Source organism: Alcaligenes sp. GW821-FHT11D07 (assembly GCF_058808495.1).
This window is the reverse complement of sequence record NZ_JBXART010000001.1, coordinates 26,709-45,768: the sequence shown is the minus strand read 5'-3', so window position 1 is coordinate 45,768 and position 19,060 is coordinate 26,709. Positions and strand designations below refer to the sequence as shown.

Below are 19,060 nucleotides of genomic sequence, written 5' to 3'. Positions count from 1 at the left end.
AAACTTAGAAAACCACGCTAGTAGCTAAAAACCCTATCCCCCTACTGCACCAGCTGATTCATCTCGATAATCGGCAACATGACTGCCAGCACGATCAGCAGCACCAAACCGCCCATCAGCAAAATCATCAAGGGCTCCAGCAGGGCCGTCATGGTCAGGGCTTTGCGCTCCAGTTCGGTCGATAAGGTCTTGGCCGCACGATCCAGCATGGGGGCCAGTTCCCCTGTTTTTTCACCACTGGCGATCAACTGCACCAATAAAGGCGGAAACAATGCACTGCGCTGCAGTGCTGTCGCCAAGGGCAGGCCCTCGCGCACATGGATGGCTGCTTGGTTCACGGCTTCACGCAAAGCCAGATTGGAAACCGTACGTCCTGCTGCCTCCAGGGCCGTCAACAAGGCCACATTGCTACCAGCCAGAATCGCCAAGGTGGCTGCAAAACGGGCAGTATCCACGCCAAGCAAGTAGCCCCCCAGTACCGGCACGCCCAGCAAACGGCGATGAAAGGCCAGCTTCAGGGGCGCTTGCCGCAGCAGAAACACAAACAAACCCGCTGCCAGCGCCATCAACACCAAGAGCACCGCCCCCCATTCACGCAATAAATCACTGGCACTGATCATGACGCGAGTCAGCAGGGGTAATTGCTGCTTGGCCTGAGTAAAAGCCCCCACCACTTGCGGGACCACATAGCTAAGCAAAAACACCACCATCGCCACTGAAATCAGGCTGACGATGGCCGGGTAAATAAAAGCCGTCAGTACCTTGCCCCGCAAGGCTCCGCTATCTTCGATAAAGCTCGCCAGCCTATCCAGCACCTGCTCCAGCTCGCCGGATTGTTCGCCAGCGCGTACCAAAGCCCGATAAATGTCCGGAAAGTCCCGTGGGTGATTAGCCAAGGCATCACTAAGACTTTGCCCGGCGCGAATATCTGCTCGCAAAGCAGTAAGCAATTGCACCAAAGGGCGGCGGCTGGCTTGTTCGATCACCACGCCCAGACTGGCCTCCAGCGACAAACCAGCAGCAACCAGGCTGGCTAGTTGACGGGTCATCCAGGACAGTTCTGTACGACGCAAACCCACACTGCGGGCACGAGCGGCGGCACGGCTACGCCCCGCCTTCAGGGAGACTGTCAACAAGCCTCGGCCCAGCAGTTGCTGACGCGCCAAGCGTTCGCTCTCCGCCTCCAGCACACCGCGCTCGCTGCGGCCCGCCTGATCGACTGCCTCGTAGTGATAAGTACCCATGATGTGCTGCTTGCCTATAACTCGCGTGTCACACGCAGTACTTCTTCAGTCGTGCTGACGCCTTGCTCCACCCAACGCTGTGCATCCTCACGCAGGTTGCGCATGCCCGACTCCCGCGCTGCCTGGCGCAAGGCTGGCTCCGCTCCGGCAGCATTCAATAAGTGCTGGGCACGTTCGTCAATGCGGTAAAGCTCATGAATGCCGGTACGCCCCTGATAACCGGTGTGAGCGCAGTGCTCACAGCCCGTAGGACTGGCCCGGTACTGGCCTTGTTCGGCAGGCTCCCGGCAATGGCGGCACAGTTTGCGAATCAGACGTTGGGCCAGGACACCGCGTAGGGTGGAAGCCAGCAGGAAAGGCTCTATCCCCATATCCACCAAGCGAGTGGCTGCCGATACCGCATCGTTGGTGTGCAAGGTGGCCAACACCAAGTGGCCCGTTAAGGAAGCCTGCACCGCAATCTGTGCCGTTTCCAGATCACGGATTTCGCCGATCATGATGATGTCCGGGTCTTGCCGCAAAATGGCACGCAGGGCTCGTGCAAAGCTCAACTCAATCCGGGGATTGACCTGCGTCTGGCCGACGCCTGGCAAGTCATACTCAATTGGGTCTTCAACCGTCAGCACATTGCTGCGGGCGGTATCAACGCGGCCCAAGGCAGCGTACAAAGTCGTGGTTTTACCGCTGCCAGTTGGGCCGGTGACCAGCACGATGCCGTGCGGCTGATGAATCAGCTCATCAAGCTGCACCAGAATATCGGGAGCCATACCCAGACGTTCCAATTCCAGCTGCCCGGCGGACTTGTCCAGCAAGCGCATCACCGCCCGTTCGCCATGTCCGGTGGGCAAAATCGAGACTCGTAGATCCAGTGCGCGACCACCTACTTTCAAAGCAATACGGCCATCCTGCGGCAAGCGTTTTTCCGCAATATCCAGGCTGGCCATGATCTTGATACGCGATACCAAAGCACCGTGCAAAGCACGCCGCGGGCTGACGATGTCGCGCAAACGACCATCCACCCGATACCGCACAACCGAATGCGTTTCATATGGCTCCAGGTGAATATCACTGGCCCCGTCACGTACTGCCTGAGTGAACAAGGCATTGATCATGCGGATCACCGGCGCGTCATCCTGATTTTCCAACAGGTCTGTGACCGCTGGCAGTTCCTGCATCAACCGGTCCAGATCAACCTCGTTCGCGGCAGCGTCGACGACGCTGGCAGCATCATCACCTTGCGCATAACTGGCATCAATCAAGGTATCCAGCTCAACATCAAGTATTTGCCGTTCGTCCAGTTCAGGGTAGCGCCGCCGCAACTCTACCAAGGCCCAATCAGGCGTGCGCTCGCTGATTACCAGCGTGCCCACTCCCTGCTGCTGTGTCAGCACGGCTCTATGTTGCCGTGCCCAGGAATACGGCAAACGGGTCATAGAGACTCTCGCAAGTCCACGGCAGGCACTGCACCACCCGCTTGCGGCAACACCATATGACCGGCATCCGGATGGAACCAGGTGGAGCGGTCCGGCAAACCCGTCTGCACTGCCCGCATATAGTTGTAGCGGTCCAGGGACAAGCTCTGACTGTCTTGGGCATTGCGCACAATGTGCGGGCGCAGGAACACCATCAGATTGGTTTTGGTACGTTTGCGCTTTTCGTACTTGAACAGATTGCCCACCAAGGGAATATCACCCAGCAGCGGGACTGACTGCGTGCCATCTTCGATCGAATCTTCCAGCAAACCGCCCAGCACAATGATCTGACCGTCATCCACCAGCACATTAGTGCTGAGCGCACGCTTGCGGGTAACGGGGGAATTAGCAGATACAGACATGGCCGTATCAATGCTGCTGACCTCTTGGTACAAGGCCATCTTGACGGTACCGCCTTCAGAAATCTGCGGGCGTACTTTCAAGGTCAGGCCCACGTCCTCGCGCTGTATGGTCTGGAATGGATTGCTGGCCCCATCGCCCGTCGTGGTGTACTGCCCTGTCACAAAGGGAACCGTGCGGCCCACCATGATGCTGGCCTCTTCGTTGTCCAGCGTCATCAAATTGGGCGTGGACAAGATATTGGTGCCGCCCTGACGCTCCAGCGCTCGTGCCAGCACGCCCAGGTTAACGACCTGCTGACCCAGCACATTCACCGTGCCTTTCACCACACCCAAGCTTAAGCCTGCCGCCAGGGAGTCCAGCGTGGTCGCCCCAGCCTTGGTAATGCCGCTGCCACCCAAATTGGCACCACCCACAAAGCCCGAACCGCCATCAGCGATATTGCCGCCCCCAGTCATCCACTGGATACCAAACTCGGCCGCATCCTCGGCATTCACTTCCACAATCAAGCTTTCCACCAGAACCTGAGCCCGGCGTTGGTCCAATTGGTCTATGACTTCACGCAAACTGCGGTAAACCGGGTCCGGAGCGGAAATAATCAATGTGTTCGTGGAAGGGTCTGCCTGGACTGTGGCGCCACCGGCGCTGAATGCCACCGTTCCGCCGGTATTGCTGACAGCGCTCAGACCCATTTCGCCTTGAGGCTGGCCACTTGCTGCGGCGATATCAACACTCTTGGCTCCGGCCTGCGACATGGAATTATTGCCTGAAGGCGCCAGCCCATTGCCCTGCTGCTTTCCGGCGGAGGAAGTGCCGGAGTCCGATTGCCCGGCCAGTGCCGCACGCAGCACTTCGGCCAGTTGCACCGCCTGAGCGTTTCGCAGATAGACCACATGCAGATTGCCTTTATTGCTTTCCGGGCTGTCGATGCGCCGGATCAAATCGCGGGCCAGATCCAGACGCGCTGGGCTACCTGCGCGCACCAGTACGGAGTTGCTACGCGGATCGGCCACCACAGTAATGCGCTGGGCCACATCGTTGCCCGGCGTATCCAGCATTTGCGAGGCCAGCGCCGCCACATCCAGAGCCACCCCGTAATCAATCGGGATGATGTCCGTGTTCAAACCGGCAGGCGTATCAATCCCGGCAATAACTTGCGCAATCCGGTCCAGATTGTCTCCGTAATCAGTCACCACCAGCGTGTTATTGGCGGGATAGGCATTGATGGGATTGTTAGGCGAAATCATGGGCCGCAAAACAGGCACCAGTGCCGTCGCATTTTCATAGCGCAAATTGAACACGCGGGTTTCCAGTTCGCCACTACCGCTGGCCCCAGTACCGGCTGCTCGTACCGCGCCACCTTGTTGACGCGCTTCAGCCTCGGGCACCACTCGGCTGACCTTGCCATTGCGCAGCACCGCAAAACCCTGCATGCGCAAGGCTGACAACAGCATCTCGTATGCGGTGCGCGCATCTACCGGCACCTCGGATACCAGGGTCAGTTGCCCTTTGACGCGGGGGTCCACAATGAAGTTTTGGCCGGTAAAACGGGCCAGGGCCGCCACGACTCCATCCAGCTCGGCATCCACAAAGTTCAAGGTAATGTCGTCGCCCTGCGGAAACTCCGCCGCGTCGGGCACATCAATCGGCGTCGCGCTGCCCCCTACGCGTTGGGGAGTACGCCGGGTGACGAGCGGGGTGGGTGTTGTGCTATTGGCAAAACGCGGATCGTCCTGACCACTGCGCACGGGCGTCTTGCCGACAGCGGCAAAAAACGATGAAGGGTCCGGACCTGGCTCGGGTTTCTGACCAGTGCTGGCACAGGCGCTCAACAGCACAGCTGCACCTACGCCAAGAAGGAAGCGAGGCTGCAGCCCGGGAAGTCGCTTAGTCAAGATACTCATAGTCAAAATATCGTTATTCCTGCTTGCTAGTCGTTGTGGCTATTCGCCAATGGGTCACACCCTGACGCTGAGGCCCCAAGGCCTCCAGTAAATCGTTGAAACGTTGATCGCCGGCTTGTTTGGCTTGGGCTCGCCCATCAAAATGCCCGCCATTTGGCCCCCACTGGCCTTGTCCGGCCAGGGTTAAATCACCCGCCAAACTGCGCAGTGCCAACTGCACACCTTGCCCTTGGCGGCTAAGCACTAATTGGTAATCTCCCAGCTCGGCTTGGGCTGCCAAGGCTGAACGCGCACCGCGCCAATCCAGTTCCAGCAGTGGCCCCGTGCCGGAGGCAATGGCCTGGCTGGGCCAACGCAACTGCAGCTGGCCTTGAGGTTGCACGGTTTGCAATAAGGGATGCAGGCGACCCAGCAGCGCTGCCGGTGCCGTCAGGCTTTGGCCTGAAATACGCCAGCCTTGCCAACTGGCTTGCACACGCAGCGGCTGATCCAGCCAGGCATGGCTCAACTCCATTTGTGGCCAAGGGGTCAAGCGCCAACGCCAGCTCACCGGGCCGGGAACCGTGCGGGCCAGCAAGCCCGAGCCCACCACTAACAAACCCTGTCCTGATGCCAAGGTGCCGTGTGCAGTCTCCAATCGCAGGGGCGACTGCTCCGGCTGCCAGGCCAGCATCAAACGGGCTGGTAAAAAAGGCAGGCTGATCAAAAGCAACAAGAGCACCAGCAGGCCACCGAATGCAATTTTTGCCAGCTTTCTCATGACGGCTCTCCCGCGCGCAGCACAATGCGGCCATCCAGCAAGCCCGCCCTTTCACGGCTATCTACCACCGAGCGATGCACACTTAACTCCTGCACCGAAAAGCCCAATACGCGCGGAGCGTGGAGCAACCAATCCATCAGGATCGGGGCGGCTACGGCCTGGCACACCAGCACATGCTGCTCCGCCTGAGCATCCTCTTGCTGACAACTGCTGCCTAAAGTCAGCAAGCTACGCTGCAAGGCTTTTTCCTGCCCTTGCGCATCAACAGGGGCTACCAGTTCCTGATCCAGGGTTTGAATGTCTTGCAGTACGGTTTGCAACTGCGCCAGTTCGTATTGCAAACGGGGCAAATCCTGGCGCGCCAAGGCCAGATCGCGCACAGCGGGACGTAACAGCAGCAGCCACAAGAGCATCAAAACCACGAGCACGGCCAGAACGGACAAGGCCAGTTGGTCTCGACGACTCAAGGCTTGAAAGTACTGTCGGGCAATCGCCAACTTGCTCTGCACTGCCTGCACGAGCGGTTTGAACGCAGTCAGCGTATTCATGGCTGCGCCCCCTGTTGAGGTGTTTTGGCAAAGCCAATCTTCCATTGCCGATCTGACTCGCCCTGACTCCAGCTCAACTCGGACTGCGCGGGCAGAGGCTGAACCGGCACTTCGCTGGCCAGGCTCAAGACCAAGCGCTGGTCCTTGTAATCCAAGGCACGGACTTGACCTTGCAGGTCTGGCCACTGAACAGCACTGGCCGTTAAGAGGCGATCAAAAGGCGCAGAGGCAGGGCTTTTTTCCTCCAGCAAGGCATCTCTATGCTGGCGGGCCTGAGTCAAGGGAGCCACCACCACGGGTAAATGTGGCAAGGCTTGCCGCAGGGTCTGCTCCATCTGCGTTTGCACCTGGCGCATCTGCCCCCGCAGGTTTTGAGCCTGCTGCTGCAACACCAAAGCCCAAATCAACACAGCGGCCAGGCCCCACCACACTCCTTGCCGCAAAACGCTATTGCCTCTTTTTGAGGACATCTCCGGCATCAGCAAAGAGCACGCTGGCTTGCTCACGATTGAGCTCTCGCCCTGTCTATCCTGCTCATGGGCGGCGGACCACGCATAGACGCCGCTTACAGGCAGCCCCCATTGGCGCGCTTGCTCTCCCAAAGCCAGCAAAGGCTGGCGCTCCGTCCAAGCCAGTTCGCTCATCCCCGAAGGTTCAGGGGCCGCACACGCTACCCAGACCTGTTCAATCGGACTTAGACACAACGGCTCCACCGCACTACATGCCACAGCCTGCCGACGCGAGGCACTGACAAGCGGAATGCGAGCCTGTGTGACGGTGGCCATACCCGGTGGTAACACCAGTTCCAGAGAGCGCGCCAAAGTCCTGACCTCCTCCCCATGTCCCCGTCCCCGGCGCAGCACTTTGCCGCGCTTGTCCCGCAGAACAAAGTCCACCGGCTGATCCAGACGGGGTGGAGAATCCAAATAAATACGCAGCACTTTGCTCATGACATCAACGAATCCAGACAATCTGGCTGCGGTCCGCAGCCCTGTTGATCAGGGCCTGGGTGGCAACCCGGCTATGGTCAAGCCGCAGCTCGCCACTTAATAAAAACCATTCACTGCGCACGGATAGGCTCTGCCCTTCCAAAAACTCCTGACGCTGCAAACGGGACTGCACATCGGCCTGATCCCGAAACCATTGGCCCCGGTCACGCTGCTCCAGCAGACCACGCCACTCCACCAGGCTTACCGAGGGCTGCACGGCAGCCAGCACGGCGGCGCTGGCCGTATTTACATTCAAGGACTTGGCCTGGGGCAGATAGGTCAAATACGCTTCCAACTGCTTGGCCTGTTGTGACGCATTGGGGAAAAAATCTTGCAGATGGGAAGGCCAAGGCCCTTGGCCTGCTTGGGCCCGCTCCAGGCGCTGGGCCAAATCCAGGGCCACAGACGTTGGCTGCTGCACATTGCCTAGCAACTGCTCCAATGCCTGCACGTAGCGAGACTGAACATGGCCATCCTTCAGCAATAGAGCCAGATTGAACTTGCCTTGCTCGTCCTGGATGTAGCCGGAGAAATAAGCAGCGCGAGTCTTGTCCGGTGTCTCTACCTTCAACTCACTCAGTGGCTGGGCCCATAACCCGCCCTTATGAGTGACGGCAGAACGCTGCGAATCCAGGCGCAAGACCAGCACGCCCCAATCCAGCGCGCCGCGCAGCAGCCAATTGGCTTGAAGATAATCACGCTCACTGGCTAGTTGCGTCGCCAAACCGCTTTGCCGCTGCACAATGCCCATCGTGGCCATTGATACCGCCATCACCACGACCAAGGCATTGATCACTGCCATACCCTTTTGCGCAGCCTGTTTCATAGCAGCATCATCACTTTGCGATACGGGTGCTCCTGCCCTTCCAGTTGCAGCGTCAGTTCTATGCCTGTTGCTGCCGCCCCCGCCTGCTCCGGCCACGGCCAGCTCTGCCAGCCACGAGCAGGAATCCAGATGCGCAGATGCCAGGCGGTCACCTGCTCCAGCACATCTTGCAGTGGCCCCAATTCGGGCAAGGGATAAGCGCTACCGGCCTGGGCAATAGCCCGTTGCAAAATGCCTTGCTGCAAACGCCATTGAATCTGTTGCGTACCTGCTCCAGCTTCGGCACGGCGCTCTATCATCAAGATCGCCGGGCCTTCGCCCTGCGCTTGCCAATGAATGCTGGCAGGCAAAACCGCCGTCGTCCCGGTGGAATCTCCCACGCGAGGCGCGGGGGGCAAATGTAGTTCCAGATCTCGGCCCATTTGGGACAAGGCATTAAAGAGAGCCTGAGTCTGCCGCGCTTGATGGCTAAGCTGCTCATCCGCACGTAAAACAGCATCCAGCCCGCGCCAGGACATCAGGCTGATCAGGGCCATGATGGTCAATGCCACCAGCATTTCCACCAAGGTAAAGCCCTCCTGGTCCGTATCCGTCATGGCAAAGAAGCCAAGGTCGCGTGCAGCTCGGCCAGCACTGGGCCTTCCGGCACAAAAGCTTGCACCGTTACCTGACGAAAGAAACGATTGGCCGTGGCTTGAACCGTCTGTCTGCATTGCAAAGCCAGATTGCCCTGACGGCACGGCACCACGGTTTCACCGGGGTCCGGGAACAGGCGACGCAAACGCATTTCGGCTACCACAGCATCTGCAGCCAGCAAGGCCAAACTGCGTTCATGCATGGCCTGGCTGCCCGACGCGCTCAGGCCCAAGGCTCGCAGGCCCGCCGTCAACGCCACCGAGACAATGGCCAGTGCAATCAACACTTCGATCAGACTCATGCCTCGCTCTGTCATGACTGCACATCAAAGCGGCCGCTGGCGTCACTGCGCAAATGCAGGACTTCATGGCCGTCATCCAGCTCCAGCTGACGCGGGGCAGATAACCATTCATTCACAAACACCCAGGGACCCGCGGGCTCCATGCGCACTCGTACCGATTCCAAGGACCAGGAGCGCTGAGGGAACAATTGGGCAAACCGGACCTGATCGCGGACCCAAGCCGGTGCCTGTGCACTCCCATCGGTCGAGTCAGGAATCAGGCTGAAACGATAGCCTTGTTGATCGGCAAGCCAGGCAACGCTACGACCGCTTTCACGGACATAGCTTTGCACTTGAGCTAAACGCAAAGAAAGCTGGCGGGCTTCACGCTGTATGCCCTGATCACGGTCCAGGACCAGCACGCTTAAACCTGCGCTGCTGACAATGCCCACGATCAGCAAGACCACCAGGGTCTCGATCAAGGAAAAGCCCCGCTGCATCACATCAGTCCCAATTGCCTATATCGGCATCGCTGCCCGTGCCACCGGCTTGCCCGTCCGCCCCCAAAGAGAACACATCAATCTCGCCATGCACTCCCGGTTGCAAGTATTGGTAAGAGCCGCCCCAGGGATCACTGGGTAAACGATCCATATAAGGACGCCAGTTACGAGGCTCCGGAGGCTGAGCGGGCCGCTGATGCAAGGCCGACAAGCCTTGCGCGGTGGTGGGATAACGGCCGTTATCCAAGCGGTACAGCTTGAGTGCCTGCGTCAGCGCCGCAATATCTTGGCGAGCAGCCACCGCTCGGGCCTGGTCAGGACGATCCATCAGGCTTGGAACAACCAAAGCCGCCATGATCCCCATGATGACCACAACCACCATGACCTCAATCAAAGAAAAACCCTGTTGGGCGCGAGACTGGGCAGAGGCGGCCAAAACACGGGCCGGACTGCGAGAACAAGTAGGTTGAGACATGAAAGAAATAAGCCACCAAGAAAAACCCAAGCTCTTGTCATACGGGCTTCATGCTGCGCACGCACAATAAGAGCCCTTAAGACAGCCGCAAGGGCCGTCTGCCTAAGCACTATGCGATGCAGTCTAAATGGGTATTATTTCCGCCATATTTCCGTCACATCTTTGGCTGCGTTTATGCCAAGCCAGCATCGTCCTGGCCTTGATCAGCCTGATGCTTAATGTGTCCCTGCCCGCAGGCGGCACCATTGCCCCGATGCTGGATGAAAATCATCGTGAACAGATCAGCACCCATCAATTGGCACAATGGTTTGGCGGCACGACAGCTTTGCCCGAGCTGCGCTTGCACGGCATGATTGTCAGTGGCAAGGACGGTGCCGCTTTGCTCAGCATTAATCAGCAAGCGGTGCGAGCTTATCGCCCCGGCCAGGAGCTGGCACCTGGCGTGCTGCTGGATTCTTTACAACGCGACCACATCATCATTACGGTGGACGCCGTGCCTCAGCAAATTGCTACCGAGCGTCAGGGCCCGGCCATCATTCCGGGCATCCAACAGGCTTCCAAGCCCTGAATGCCGCTTTAGCAGTATGATTTAAAGCTGTCTTTCTTCTTCCCCCTGGTGGGTATGCCTGCTTTACTTCGTCACTGGTTTGACAGCCTGCGCCCCAAGTCCCTGGCCATTGCGCGCCCTGAGATGTTGCGTGCCACACTGGGCGCCACGCTAAGCGTGCTAATTGTCTCGTCCCTGAGCCTGTACCTGTCTGATTTCGCCCACACGCATCATTGGCTGGTGGCGTCTTTGGCAGCTAGCGCCCTGCTGATCTTTCTGGTTCCCAGCAGCCCGCTGGCTCAGCCCTGGAATGTGCTGCTGGGTAATCTGGTCGGTGCACTGACCGGCATCAGCTGCGCCATTCTGCTACCCCATCCCATTGCCGCCATTACGATGGCCGTATGCGTGGCCATGCCCATCATGCTGGCCTTGCGCTGCGTACACCCGCCCAGCGTAGCGATGGCCGTGTTCCCCGCCTTGAATGGAATTCAGAACTACGATTTCGTGCTGTTCCCGGTCCTGTTCGATTCCTGCGTTCTGATCTTGCTGGGGATGCTGTACAACCGCCTGACGGGAGTGGCTTACCCGCCGGTACACAAGCCAGCAGCGCGCCCGGCTGCAAGCCCTGCACGCTTTACTGACCAGGATTACGATGCGGCCTTAAGCCACTACAACCAGACGCTGAACATCAGCCATGACGATTTGGAAAAGCTGGTTAGCTATGTACATCAATCCGCCTTTCGCCGCAATCTGGGTACGCGCCGCTGCGCAACCCTGATGAATGATTCGCCCCTGTCTTGCCAGACCAACACGCCTTTGCAGCAAGCCTGGGATCTGATGCGAGAGCGCAAAATCAAGGCATTGCCCGTGCTGGATCAAAACAAGCATGTGATCGGCATTCTGGCCTTGTCGGACTTCTTGCAACGCGCCGGACTGGATCAGCCTGACAATCTGCGCCAGCGTATCAAGCGCTTTCTGAACCCACGGCAGCCCTCTGCACCCACGGTGGCGGAAATCATGACCTCGCCTGCTGTTACCGCCAATGCCAGCTGGTCTGTTGCCGAGCTAATTCCCTTGTTCAGCCAAGGTCGTCATCGGCACATGCCCGTGGTCAACGACCATAAAGAATTGGTGGGCATGATTACGCAGTCCGATCTGATGCTGGAGTTGTTCAGAATTTTGCAGCCGCCTCGTACCCCGCAGGATTAAGACCCCACAAATAAAAATCCCCACCGCAGGCCATCGCCACACGGTGGGGAGAGATCAGCGCCTGTGCTTGTTTAGCAAGGGCGCAGAATCTGGTTAATCAGCCTGCAATACACCACGACGCAGTTGGTCACGCTCGATGGACTCGAACAAGGCCTTGAAATTGCCTTCACCAAAGCCATCATCGCCCTTGCGCTGAATGAATTCAAAGAACACGGGGCCCATCACCGTTTCGGAGAAAATCTGCAGCAAGAGACGGCGGTGGCCTCCTTCGGAGGTGCCGTCCAGCAAAATGCCACGGCTTTGCAGCTCCTGCGTGGGTTCACCATGCTCAGGCAAGCGCCCTTCCAGCATTTCATAATAGGTTTGTGGCGGCGCTGTCATAAAACGCATGCCCAAGGCCTTGAGCTTGTCCCAGGACTCGATCAGATCGTCCGTCAGGAAAGCAACGTGCTGGATGCCCTCGCCATTAAACTGCATCAGGAACTCTTCGATCTGGCCCGAACCCTTGGCCGATTCCTCGTTCAGGGGAATGCGGATCATGCCATCCGGTGCCGTCATCGCTTTGGAAGTCAGGCCGGTGTACTCACCCTTGATGTCGAAGTAACGGATTTCGCGGAAATTGAACAGGTGCTCGTAGAACTGAGCCCAGTAAGCCATGCGGCCACGGTACACGTTATGGGTCAGGTGATCGATCAGCTTCAAGCCAGCGCCTACCGGGTGGCGATCTACGCCCTCCAGATACACAAAGTCGATGTCGTAGATCGAGTTACCTTCGCCAAAGCGATCAATCAGGTACAGGGGCGCGCCGCCAATGCCTTTGATGGCGGGCAGACGCAGTTCCATGGGACCGGTTGGGATATCGACAGGCTGGGCACCCAATTCCAGTGCACGCTCATACGCTTGTTGTGCGTCGCGCACCCGAAAGGCCATGCCGCAGGCCGAAGGGCCGTGCTCAGCAGCAAAGTAGGCCGCGTGGCTTTTGGGTTCTTCATTCAGGATCAGGTTGATCTCGCCCTGGCGGTACAGGGACACTTTCTTGGAACGGTGTACCGCCACTTTGGTGAAACCCATCATGGCAAAAACAGGTTCCATCACACCAGGCTGGGGAGCGGCAAATTCGATGAACTCAAAGCCCATCAGGCCCATTGGATTTTCAAACAAGTCAGTCATAGCAGACTCCAAATGCATTCAGGTAATCAAAGAGGGCGTAAAAACGCCTTGCAACTTGGACTTAGACCTTGCAGGGGGGAGCGCAGGACACCCCACGCACACTGCGTGCCAAGTGATCACCAAACAACAATTGAAATCCCAGAACTCTCACAGGCTCTGCTCCAGTGGGCGGGAACCCGAAATGCGTTCCCGATGCCGAGACTTATTATGAGGGGGCCAGTACCCTGACCGCCATAGAGCATTACCCTAGAGGCTTCAACAAAAACCTTAGCGGGCCAGCAGCTCAGGCACAGAAGACACCAGCATGGCCACGCCGGACAAGGTCAGCAGACTCAAGACAATAGCCCGGAAGGTGTTCTGGCTTATGCCCACGTACAGACGAGCACCCAGCAGCACGGGAATCAGCACAGCCAGCATGACTAAACCGATGGATGGCAGCATGGAAGGCAGAATCGAGCCGGAGGCTATGTAGGCCAACAAGGTCACGGATAAGGTGGCCAGATTGAAATTCTGGATAACAGCGCGTTGCTCGTCCTTGGGCATGCCAGTCATGGTGGTCCACAAAGTGGGGATGACACCCGTCATGCCGCCCAACCCGCCCATGATGCCGCCAATCAAACCAGCCACACCATTGGCAAGGCGGCTGCGTACCCGAACGTGTCCCAAACGGCTGGACATCAACATGATGGGGCACCAGATCACCATCAAGGTTCCCAGGAATGCCTTGAATAAAGCAGCGTCCAGAAACGGTAATAGATAGGTTCCCAAAGGCACACCGACCAAGCCGCCTAACAGGAACGGCAGCAAAATTTGCCAATAGGAAATACGCCGCCGGGTAAAAGCAGCAATCATTTGCCCGGTCCAGGCGCCGCAAACTGCCAGCACAGCCGCCAGCTGGGGTTCCAGAAACCAGGCCCAGCAGGAGATGGCGACCATGCCAAAAGCAAATCCCGACAAGCCCTGAACAAAACCCGCCACAATGGCGCCAAAAGCCACTGCAAGATACACAGACTCCATATTCCCCTACCGCTGCTGCGTTTGAACAAGCCACAGTATCCCCTGTAGCCAGAATAAAGTGTAGAAATAAACAGGCAGAAAAAAGCCTCCTTAAAGGAGGCTTCCCAAACTGACACCGGCGTCAGCCAGAGCTGGCCGATCAGGCCTGGTTCAGATTGGTTCAGGCTGGGTCAACAGCACGCAGATCACGAGGATGGATCAGCGATTCAGCACGCAATACTTCGTTCAGGGTCTCGGCGTCCATCAGACCGCGCTTGAGCACAACGTCACGAATATTGGTACCAGTCTGGAAGGCTTCGGCGGCAACCGAGGTAGCCGCTTTGTAACCGATGATCGGGTTCAAGGCAGTGACCAGGGAAATAGAACGCTCGATATTGCTTTCCAGGCATTCACGGTTGGCTGTAATACCGACCACGCAGAACTGAGTCAGCGTATCGCACGCATTGCTCAACAGCGCCATGCTGCGCAGCAAGGAGTGAATGATCACAGGCTCAAACGCGTTCAGCTGCAACTGACCACCTTCAGCCGCCATCGTTACCGTCATATCGGCACCAATCACTTCAAAGGCAACCTGGTTGACCACTTCAGGGATCACAGGATTGACTTTGCCGGGCATGATGGACGAACCGGCTTGCACGGCTGGCAGGCAAATTTCACCCATACCGGCACGAGGACCGCTCGAGAGCAGGCGCAAGTCGTTGGACAGCTTGGACAGCTTGACGGCCGCACGCTTTAAGACACCCGACAAATGCAGAAAGCCACCGCAATCCTGAGTCGCTTCGATCAGGTCGTCGGAGACGCGCAGTTGAACGCCGGACAAATCAGACAAGTAGGCCACGGCCAGCTGAGCGTACTCAGGATGGGCAGTGATACCGGTGCCAATTGCCGTGCCACCCAGGTTCACGTCACACATCAATTTGCGCGATTCTTTCAGGCGCACGATGTCTTCGTTAATCATGGTGGCAAAAGCGTTGAACTCCTGACCCAATGTCATGGGCACTGCATCTTGCAACTGAGTGCGGCCAATCTTCATGTACGAGGAGAACTCCTCGGACTTTTTCAAGAAGGCATCACGCAGGCGCTCCATGGAGGCAAACAGCGGGTCCAGCGAACGGTAGGCCGCCAGGTGCAAAGCCGTGGGGTAAACATCGTTGGTGCTTTGGGCCATGTTCACATCTTCATTGGGATGAAGATATTGATACTCGCCGCGCTTGTGACCCATATGCTCCAGGGCCAGATTACAAATGACCTCGTTGGCATTCATATTGGTCGATGTACCAGCGCCACCTTGAATCATGTCTACCACGAAATGCTCATGGCACGTGCCAGCCTGTACAGCCTGACATGCGGCCACAATGGCGTCGTGCTTATCCTGCTCCAGCAAACCCAGTTTGAAATTGGCCTGAGCAGCTGCCTGCTTGACCAGCGCCAGAGCATTAATCAGTTCCGGGTAAGTTGAAATAGGCGTACCGGTAATGTGGAAATTCTCCTTGGCACGCAAGGTATGAACACCATAATAGACTTCATCGGGGACCTGGCGGTCTCCCAGCAAATCATGTTCGATACGGAACTGACTCATAATTCCTTCGTTTCCTTAATAACGATAGCAAGACTTTTCTGATACGCCTCATACTCGATCCCGGACTGTAAACGGAACAAAGCCCTGCCATTTCTTGCGAACTTGGCAGGGGCTCGGGGACATGCTGGCAAATACCGCTAATAAGCTTTGGATAATGCTTGTATCCAATTTTGGAAAGCAAAGGCCCGTAAAAAACGGGCCTCTATTGCAATCCACCAAGCGGGGTGAATGATCCAACCGCCTTTTTTGAAGGCATCGTCGAGCTCGGGAAGCGCTGTGAACATTGTAAACGCCGTGCGCCTACATGCGCGTCGTTTTGCGGTTTTTCTTGGATTGCGCTGCCATAAATTCCTGACTTGCAGTTGAAAACCCGCATACTTTAGCGGTGTATCTCAGATATAGCTCACTCATCTTGCGTGTAACAAGAGTCTGGCGCTTTGAGCACGAGCGTTGCGTGATTGCATCATTCTGAACCCATAAAGCCATCAAACCTGGAGCAATCTATCTGTAAAGACTGTTAGATCGGCGCATGGATCAAGTCCAGGAACCTTGTTATTTGAGAAAAAAACAAAGGCGAAAGAATATACCCAGGCTTTAAGACTACTTTATAAATGCCGGGCCGCTTATACTGAAAAAAACTGGTCTTATTTTACTAAATGAAAATTCCTGATCAATAAAAGATGTTTAAATCAGTAAAAATGGAATTAAAAAATAAGATAAATTTCCACATTAAAATCAGCGGCTCAGTAATAAAAGAAAGCAAACCTTATTCAATTGGGTTTTGTTGATTCTTTCTAATTAACTACTGCTCCTGCCGCGCCTTACTCAACGGCACAGCACTATGAAATTACTCGATCTTAAATATCAAACAATCCTGAGCGAATCCCAACGCCAGGCTCACCCTAAAACCGAGGATATTGAACTGTGTTTACGCGTTCTTTCGTTGGCCTCCAGCATTACGCGTGCCTCCAGCAGCGTTCTGAATGAATTTGGCCTGTCTGAAGGACGCCTGGTCCTGCTGTTTTTGCTCAGTCGTCAACCTGCCGGGCTAAGCCCTGCCCTGTTGGCGGAACAAGCAGGCGTCACCCGAGCCACCATTACCGGTTTGCTCGATGGTCTGGAGCAACAGCAACTGCTGGTGCGTCAAAACAATACGTCGGACCGCCGAGTGCTCACGGTCAAACTCACCGAAGCCGGGCAAGAGCTGTGCGAACACCTGCTGCCTTATTACATTGAGTGGCTCTCCGGTGTGTTTAACCATGTACCGCAAGATGTACGTCAACGTCTGTCCGGCTTATTGTCCAAAGCCTTGCAAGGCGACCAGACCCAGGACATCAAAGTAGAAAAGCCCTTTTCCCATGGCGTTCCCGGCACGCTGCAACGCAGCTATATGGCCTGAAACACAAACGTATCGGGTTTATGGGCCGGCTTGACCGCCGGCCTGATACATTCAAGGGTGGCACCATTACGGTGACCACCCTTTGTTTTCTTTTCTGACAGATCAGACACGCTATGGATGCTGCCGTAATTGACGCCATGAAGAAATGGCCCAATGTTCCCGCCGTGACGGGCTATATCTCTTTGGATCAAGCGGGCAACTGGCGTCACCATCCAGACGGAGACGCCATTGCCCATCCTGAACAAGTGGGCGAACGTATGGCTCACCAGGGTTTACAGAGCTTTTTCAATCGCAATTACCAAGCGGATGAACAAGGTCGCTGGTTTATACAGAACGGGCCGCAGCGTGTTTATGTCCGCTTGGACGGCGCGCCCTTGATTGTCTCTTGGTCCGAAGACCAGGCCCATCTGCAAGACCACACGGGTCGCAAACTGGAAACGATCCTGGGCTGGTACATCAGTGCTCAGGGCATGCTGTATCTGCTCAGCAACTTGGGCCCTGCTTTGCTGGCGGGCCGCGACGTGCCTGCTTTGCTGGAACAATTGCGTAACCAGGACCAGCAAGGGCTGGACACGCTGGATCTAAGCCAGGCCCAGCGCAGCGAAGGTTGGTTTTTGCCAGCCTATCCCAACGCTTGTTCCCTGACAGTCTGGTCTTCCTGCGTGTCGCCCGCTCGGGAATTGGCGTATATTGTTTTGCCAGAACCCGATCCTATTTGAACCGCCATCATTGAATCTGCATGACCCAGCCATCTGCCTCTTTCTACTTCCCTGCACCACGCACCCAAAACTTCTGCAATCAATGCGGCAGCAAACTGACGCGCCTGGTGCCACCGGACGATAACCGCATGCGCGATGTCTGCGAAAGCTGTGGCGCCGTTCATTATCAAAACCCACGCAATGTGGTGGGTATTGTGCCTATGTGGAAGGACGATCAGGTGTTGCTGTGCCGTCGTGCCATCGAGCCACGCTACAACACCTGGACCTTGCCCGCTGGCTTTATGGAACTGGGCGAAACGCTAGGCCAGGGTGCTTTGCGCGAGATGGCAGAAGAAGCTGGCGCACAGGTTGAACCTGGCCCTTTGTTTACCGTGATCAGCGTGCCTTACGCCGAACAGGTCCATGCTTACTATTTGGCCAAAGTCACCAGCGATGTACTGGACCCAGGACCAGAATCCCTGGAAGCCCGATTCTTTCATCTGGATGATATCCCTTGGGACAATTTGGCCTTCCGTACCGTAACGGCGACCTTGCAACGCTACGTAGAAGACCATAAAGCGGGCCGCTTTCAGATCCACGAATTTGATATCGCCCCCCGCGACCACGACTAATCATGACGCTTGTTTGGGTCGCTCCTGATCAGGCCCTGCCCAGCCCAGAACACGCCAGTCCCGAGGGACTGGTAGCTGCCGGACTGGACTTAAGCGTTCCCCGCCTACTGGAAGCCTATAGCCAGGGCATGTTTCCCTGGTACAACCCGGGCGACCCGGTTCTGTGGTGGTCCCCGGACCCACGCATGATACTGGCGGTTGATCGCTTCAAGATCTCTCGCTCCTTGGGCAAGAAGCTGCGGCAAATCGCCAAGCAACAGGATTTGCCCGACGCCCGCATACGTGTCACCTGTGATCTGGCGTTTGAACAAGTCATTGGCCAATGTGCCGCGCAGCGCAGCGTCAGTGGCACTTGGATCAGCCCGGATATTCAACATGTCTATACGGATCTGCATCACACCGGCTACGCCCACAGCATCGAGACTTGGATGGATGGCGAACTGGTGGGTGGCTTATATGGCGTAAATTTGGGCCGCTTCTTTTTTGGCGAATCCATGTTTGCCTTGCGTACCGATGCCAGCAAAATTGCCTTGGCGCATCTGGTGGATTTCTTGCAGGCTGCGGGCGTACCGTACATTGATTGCCAGCAAGAGACCGCGCATCTGGCCAGTTTAGGAGCCAGCCCCGTCCCCAGAGAGGACTTCATGGATATTCTGGCCTGGGCCCAAGCACAGCCCGCCCCCACCTGGACGCGTGGCCCCTTACGACTAAGGCCTGAGACCCCGGCGGGGCAAGTGACACAGCTTGATGAACCCCCGATGAGTCATACGCAGCGGCCTTAGGCCAGCCCCCAACTTGCGAGCCAGGCGCGGGCA

Annotated in this window: 20 protein-coding genes; 6 read left to right on the top strand and 14 right to left on the bottom strand. The window is 56.9% G+C overall.

Going from position 1 to position 19,060, the window contains the following annotated elements; all coding sequences use genetic code 11:
• Positions 1-41 precede the first annotated feature (41 nt).
• Genes gspF through gspG form a run of 11 tightly spaced genes read right to left on the bottom strand, consistent with a single transcriptional unit; the run spans position 42 to position 9,994 of the window.
• Entirely contained in the window at positions 42-1,244 is a 1,203-nt protein-coding gene (gene gspF / locus AC1RSM_RS00250) for a type II secretion system inner membrane protein GspF (RefSeq protein ID WP_492928309.1), read from the bottom strand.
• Between the two features lie 14 nt (positions 1,245-1,258).
• Positions 1,259-2,677 carry a type II secretion system ATPase GspE gene (gene gspE, locus AC1RSM_RS00245; RefSeq protein ID WP_492928307.1) on the bottom strand — a complete coding sequence of 473 codons (1,419 nt, stop codon included), beginning with the start codon at positions 2,675-2,677 and terminating at the stop codon, positions 1,259-1,261.
• Positions 2,674-4,980: a type II secretion system secretin GspD gene (gene gspD, locus AC1RSM_RS00240; protein ID WP_492928305.1), complete on the bottom strand. Its 2,307-nt coding sequence runs from the start codon at positions 4,978-4,980 to the stop codon at positions 2,674-2,676. The genes gspE and gspD overlap by 4 nt, the downstream gene beginning before the upstream one ends.
• A 13-nt stretch (positions 4,981-4,993) precedes the next feature.
• Complete coding sequence (gene gspN / locus AC1RSM_RS00235; protein ID WP_492928303.1) at positions 4,994-5,740, bottom strand: type II secretion system protein N; 747 nt, start codon at positions 5,738-5,740, stop codon at positions 4,994-4,996.
• Entirely contained in the window at positions 5,737-6,288 is a 552-nt protein-coding gene (locus AC1RSM_RS00230; RefSeq protein WP_492928300.1) for a type II secretion system protein M, read from the bottom strand. The genes gspN and AC1RSM_RS00230 overlap by 4 nt, the downstream gene beginning before the upstream one ends.
• The gene (locus AC1RSM_RS00225) at positions 6,285-7,238 is read right to left on the bottom strand and encodes a GspL/Epsl periplasmic domain-containing protein (protein ID WP_492928298.1); all 954 of its coding nucleotides are present in this window, start codon (positions 7,236-7,238) and stop codon (positions 6,285-6,287) included. Before AC1RSM_RS00225 ends, AC1RSM_RS00230 begins: the two co-directional genes overlap by 4 nt.
• A gap of 4 nt (positions 7,239-7,242) precedes the next feature.
• Positions 7,243-8,103 (bottom strand): type II secretion system minor pseudopilin GspK, encoded by an 861-nt coding sequence (gene gspK, locus AC1RSM_RS00220; protein ID WP_492928297.1) that lies wholly within the window; start codon positions 8,101-8,103, stop codon positions 7,243-7,245.
• Complete coding sequence (locus AC1RSM_RS00215; RefSeq protein WP_492928295.1) at positions 8,100-8,699, bottom strand: PulJ/GspJ family protein; 600 nt, start codon at positions 8,697-8,699, stop codon at positions 8,100-8,102. Before AC1RSM_RS00215 ends, gspK begins: the two co-directional genes overlap by 4 nt.
• Positions 8,696-9,055 carry a type II secretion system minor pseudopilin GspI gene (gspI, locus tag AC1RSM_RS00210; protein WP_492928292.1) on the bottom strand — a complete coding sequence of 120 codons (360 nt, stop codon included), beginning with the start codon at positions 9,053-9,055 and terminating at the stop codon, positions 8,696-8,698. Before gspI ends, AC1RSM_RS00215 begins: the two co-directional genes overlap by 4 nt.
• Complete coding sequence (locus AC1RSM_RS00205) at positions 9,052-9,519, bottom strand: prepilin-type N-terminal cleavage/methylation domain-containing protein (RefSeq protein ID WP_492928290.1); 468 nt, start codon at positions 9,517-9,519, stop codon at positions 9,052-9,054. The genes gspI and AC1RSM_RS00205 overlap by 4 nt, the downstream gene beginning before the upstream one ends.
• A gap of 4 nt (positions 9,520-9,523) precedes the next feature.
• Entirely contained in the window at positions 9,524-9,994 is a 471-nt protein-coding gene (gspG, locus tag AC1RSM_RS00200; protein ID WP_492928288.1) for a type II secretion system major pseudopilin GspG, read from the bottom strand.
• 127 nt (positions 9,995-10,121) lie between these two features.
• On the opposite strand from gspG, the gene AC1RSM_RS00195 reads away from it, so the two are divergent.
• Together AC1RSM_RS00195 and AC1RSM_RS00190 are read left to right on the top strand one after the other, a co-directional pair.
• Positions 10,122-10,562 (top strand): hypothetical protein, encoded by a 441-nt coding sequence (locus AC1RSM_RS00195; RefSeq protein ID WP_492928286.1) that lies wholly within the window; start codon positions 10,122-10,124, stop codon positions 10,560-10,562.
• A 54-nt stretch (positions 10,563-10,616) separates the two neighbouring features.
• On the top strand, positions 10,617-11,750 hold the full coding sequence (locus tag AC1RSM_RS00190; protein ID WP_492928284.1) for an HPP family protein: 1,134 nt from the start codon (positions 10,617-10,619) through the stop codon (positions 11,748-11,750).
• Positions 11,751-11,843: 93 nt separating this feature from the next.
• Here the strand turns inward: AC1RSM_RS00190 and hppD are convergent, their stop codons facing one another.
• From hppD to AC1RSM_RS00175, 3 genes are all read right to left on the bottom strand, one after another.
• Positions 11,844-12,920: a 4-hydroxyphenylpyruvate dioxygenase gene (hppD, locus tag AC1RSM_RS00185; protein WP_492928282.1), complete on the bottom strand. Its 1,077-nt coding sequence runs from the start codon at positions 12,918-12,920 to the stop codon at positions 11,844-11,846.
• Positions 12,921-13,187: 267 nt separating this feature from the next.
• Positions 13,188-13,937, bottom strand: coding sequence for a sulfite exporter TauE/SafE family protein (locus AC1RSM_RS00180; protein ID WP_492928279.1), 750 nt, complete (start codon positions 13,935-13,937; stop codon positions 13,188-13,190).
• Between the two features lie 160 nt (positions 13,938-14,097).
• Entirely contained in the window at positions 14,098-15,516 is a 1,419-nt protein-coding gene (locus tag AC1RSM_RS00175) for an aspartate ammonia-lyase (RefSeq protein WP_492928277.1), read from the bottom strand.
• An 841-nt stretch (positions 15,517-16,357) separates the two neighbouring features.
• On the opposite strand from AC1RSM_RS00175, the gene AC1RSM_RS00170 reads away from it, so the two are divergent.
• From AC1RSM_RS00170 to aat, 4 genes are all read left to right on the top strand, one after another.
• Positions 16,358-16,915, top strand: coding sequence for a MarR family winged helix-turn-helix transcriptional regulator (locus tag AC1RSM_RS00170; RefSeq protein ID WP_492928275.1), 558 nt, complete (start codon positions 16,358-16,360; stop codon positions 16,913-16,915).
• A 113-nt stretch (positions 16,916-17,028) separates the two neighbouring features.
• The gene (locus tag AC1RSM_RS00165) at positions 17,029-17,634 is read left to right on the top strand and encodes a DUF2946 family protein (RefSeq protein WP_492928273.1); all 606 of its coding nucleotides are present in this window, start codon (positions 17,029-17,031) and stop codon (positions 17,632-17,634) included.
• A 20-nt stretch (positions 17,635-17,654) separates the two neighbouring features.
• Positions 17,655-18,245, top strand: coding sequence for an NUDIX hydrolase (locus tag AC1RSM_RS00160; protein ID WP_492928270.1), 591 nt, complete (start codon positions 17,655-17,657; stop codon positions 18,243-18,245).
• 2 nt (positions 18,246-18,247) lie between these two features.
• On the top strand, positions 18,248-19,027 hold the full coding sequence (gene aat, locus AC1RSM_RS00155; RefSeq protein ID WP_492928267.1) for a leucyl/phenylalanyl-tRNA--protein transferase: 780 nt from the start codon (positions 18,248-18,250) through the stop codon (positions 19,025-19,027).
• Positions 19,028-19,060 lie beyond the last annotated feature (33 nt).

Bases quoted from the DNA above. Each gene is read 5' to 3' on its own strand.
- AC1RSM_RS00165 (WP_492928273.1), top strand. From the start codon at position 17,029: ATGGATGCTGCCGTAATTGACGCCATGAAGAAATGGCCCAATGTTCCC.
- AC1RSM_RS00230 (WP_492928300.1), bottom strand. From the start codon at position 6,288: ATGAATACGCTGACTGCGTTCAAACCGCTCGTGCAGGCAGTGCAGAGC.
- gspD (WP_492928305.1), bottom strand. From the start codon at position 4,980: ATGAGTATCTTGACTAAGCGACTTCCCGGGCTGCAGCCTCGCTTCCTT.
- gspN (WP_492928303.1), bottom strand. From the start codon at position 5,740: ATGAGAAAGCTGGCAAAAATTGCATTCGGTGGCCTGCTGGTGCTCTTG.
- gspF (WP_492928309.1), bottom strand. From the start codon at position 1,244: ATGGGTACTTATCACTACGAGGCAGTCGATCAGGCGGGCCGCAGCGAG.
- gspK (WP_492928297.1), bottom strand. From the start codon at position 8,103: ATGAAACAGGCTGCGCAAAAGGGTATGGCAGTGATCAATGCCTTGGTC.
- AC1RSM_RS00215 (WP_492928295.1), bottom strand. From the start codon at position 8,699: ATGACGGATACGGACCAGGAGGGCTTTACCTTGGTGGAAATGCTGGTG.
- gspI (WP_492928292.1), bottom strand. From the start codon at position 9,055: ATGACAGAGCGAGGCATGAGTCTGATCGAAGTGTTGATTGCACTGGCC.
- hppD (WP_492928282.1), bottom strand. From the start codon at position 12,920: ATGACTGACTTGTTTGAAAATCCAATGGGCCTGATGGGCTTTGAGTTC.
- aat (WP_492928267.1), top strand. From the start codon at position 18,248: ATGACGCTTGTTTGGGTCGCTCCTGATCAGGCCCTGCCCAGCCCAGAA.
- AC1RSM_RS00175 (WP_492928277.1), bottom strand. From the start codon at position 15,516: ATGAGTCAGTTCCGTATCGAACATGATTTGCTGGGAGACCGCCAGGTC.
- gspG (WP_492928288.1), bottom strand. From the start codon at position 9,994: ATGTCTCAACCTACTTGTTCTCGCAGTCCGGCCCGTGTTTTGGCCGCC.
- AC1RSM_RS00160 (WP_492928270.1), top strand. From the start codon at position 17,655: ATGACCCAGCCATCTGCCTCTTTCTACTTCCCTGCACCACGCACCCAA.
- AC1RSM_RS00170 (WP_492928275.1), top strand. From the start codon at position 16,358: ATGAAATTACTCGATCTTAAATATCAAACAATCCTGAGCGAATCCCAA.
- AC1RSM_RS00225 (WP_492928298.1), bottom strand. From the start codon at position 7,238: ATGAGCAAAGTGCTGCGTATTTATTTGGATTCTCCACCCCGTCTGGAT.
- gspE (WP_492928307.1), bottom strand. From the start codon at position 2,677: ATGACCCGTTTGCCGTATTCCTGGGCACGGCAACATAGAGCCGTGCTG.
- AC1RSM_RS00205 (WP_492928290.1), bottom strand. From the start codon at position 9,519: ATGCAGCGGGGCTTTTCCTTGATCGAGACCCTGGTGGTCTTGCTGATC.
- AC1RSM_RS00195 (WP_492928286.1), top strand. From the start codon at position 10,122: ATGGGTATTATTTCCGCCATATTTCCGTCACATCTTTGGCTGCGTTTA.
- AC1RSM_RS00180 (WP_492928279.1), bottom strand. From the start codon at position 13,937: ATGGAGTCTGTGTATCTTGCAGTGGCTTTTGGCGCCATTGTGGCGGGT.
- AC1RSM_RS00190 (WP_492928284.1), top strand. From the start codon at position 10,617: ATGCCTGCTTTACTTCGTCACTGGTTTGACAGCCTGCGCCCCAAGTCC.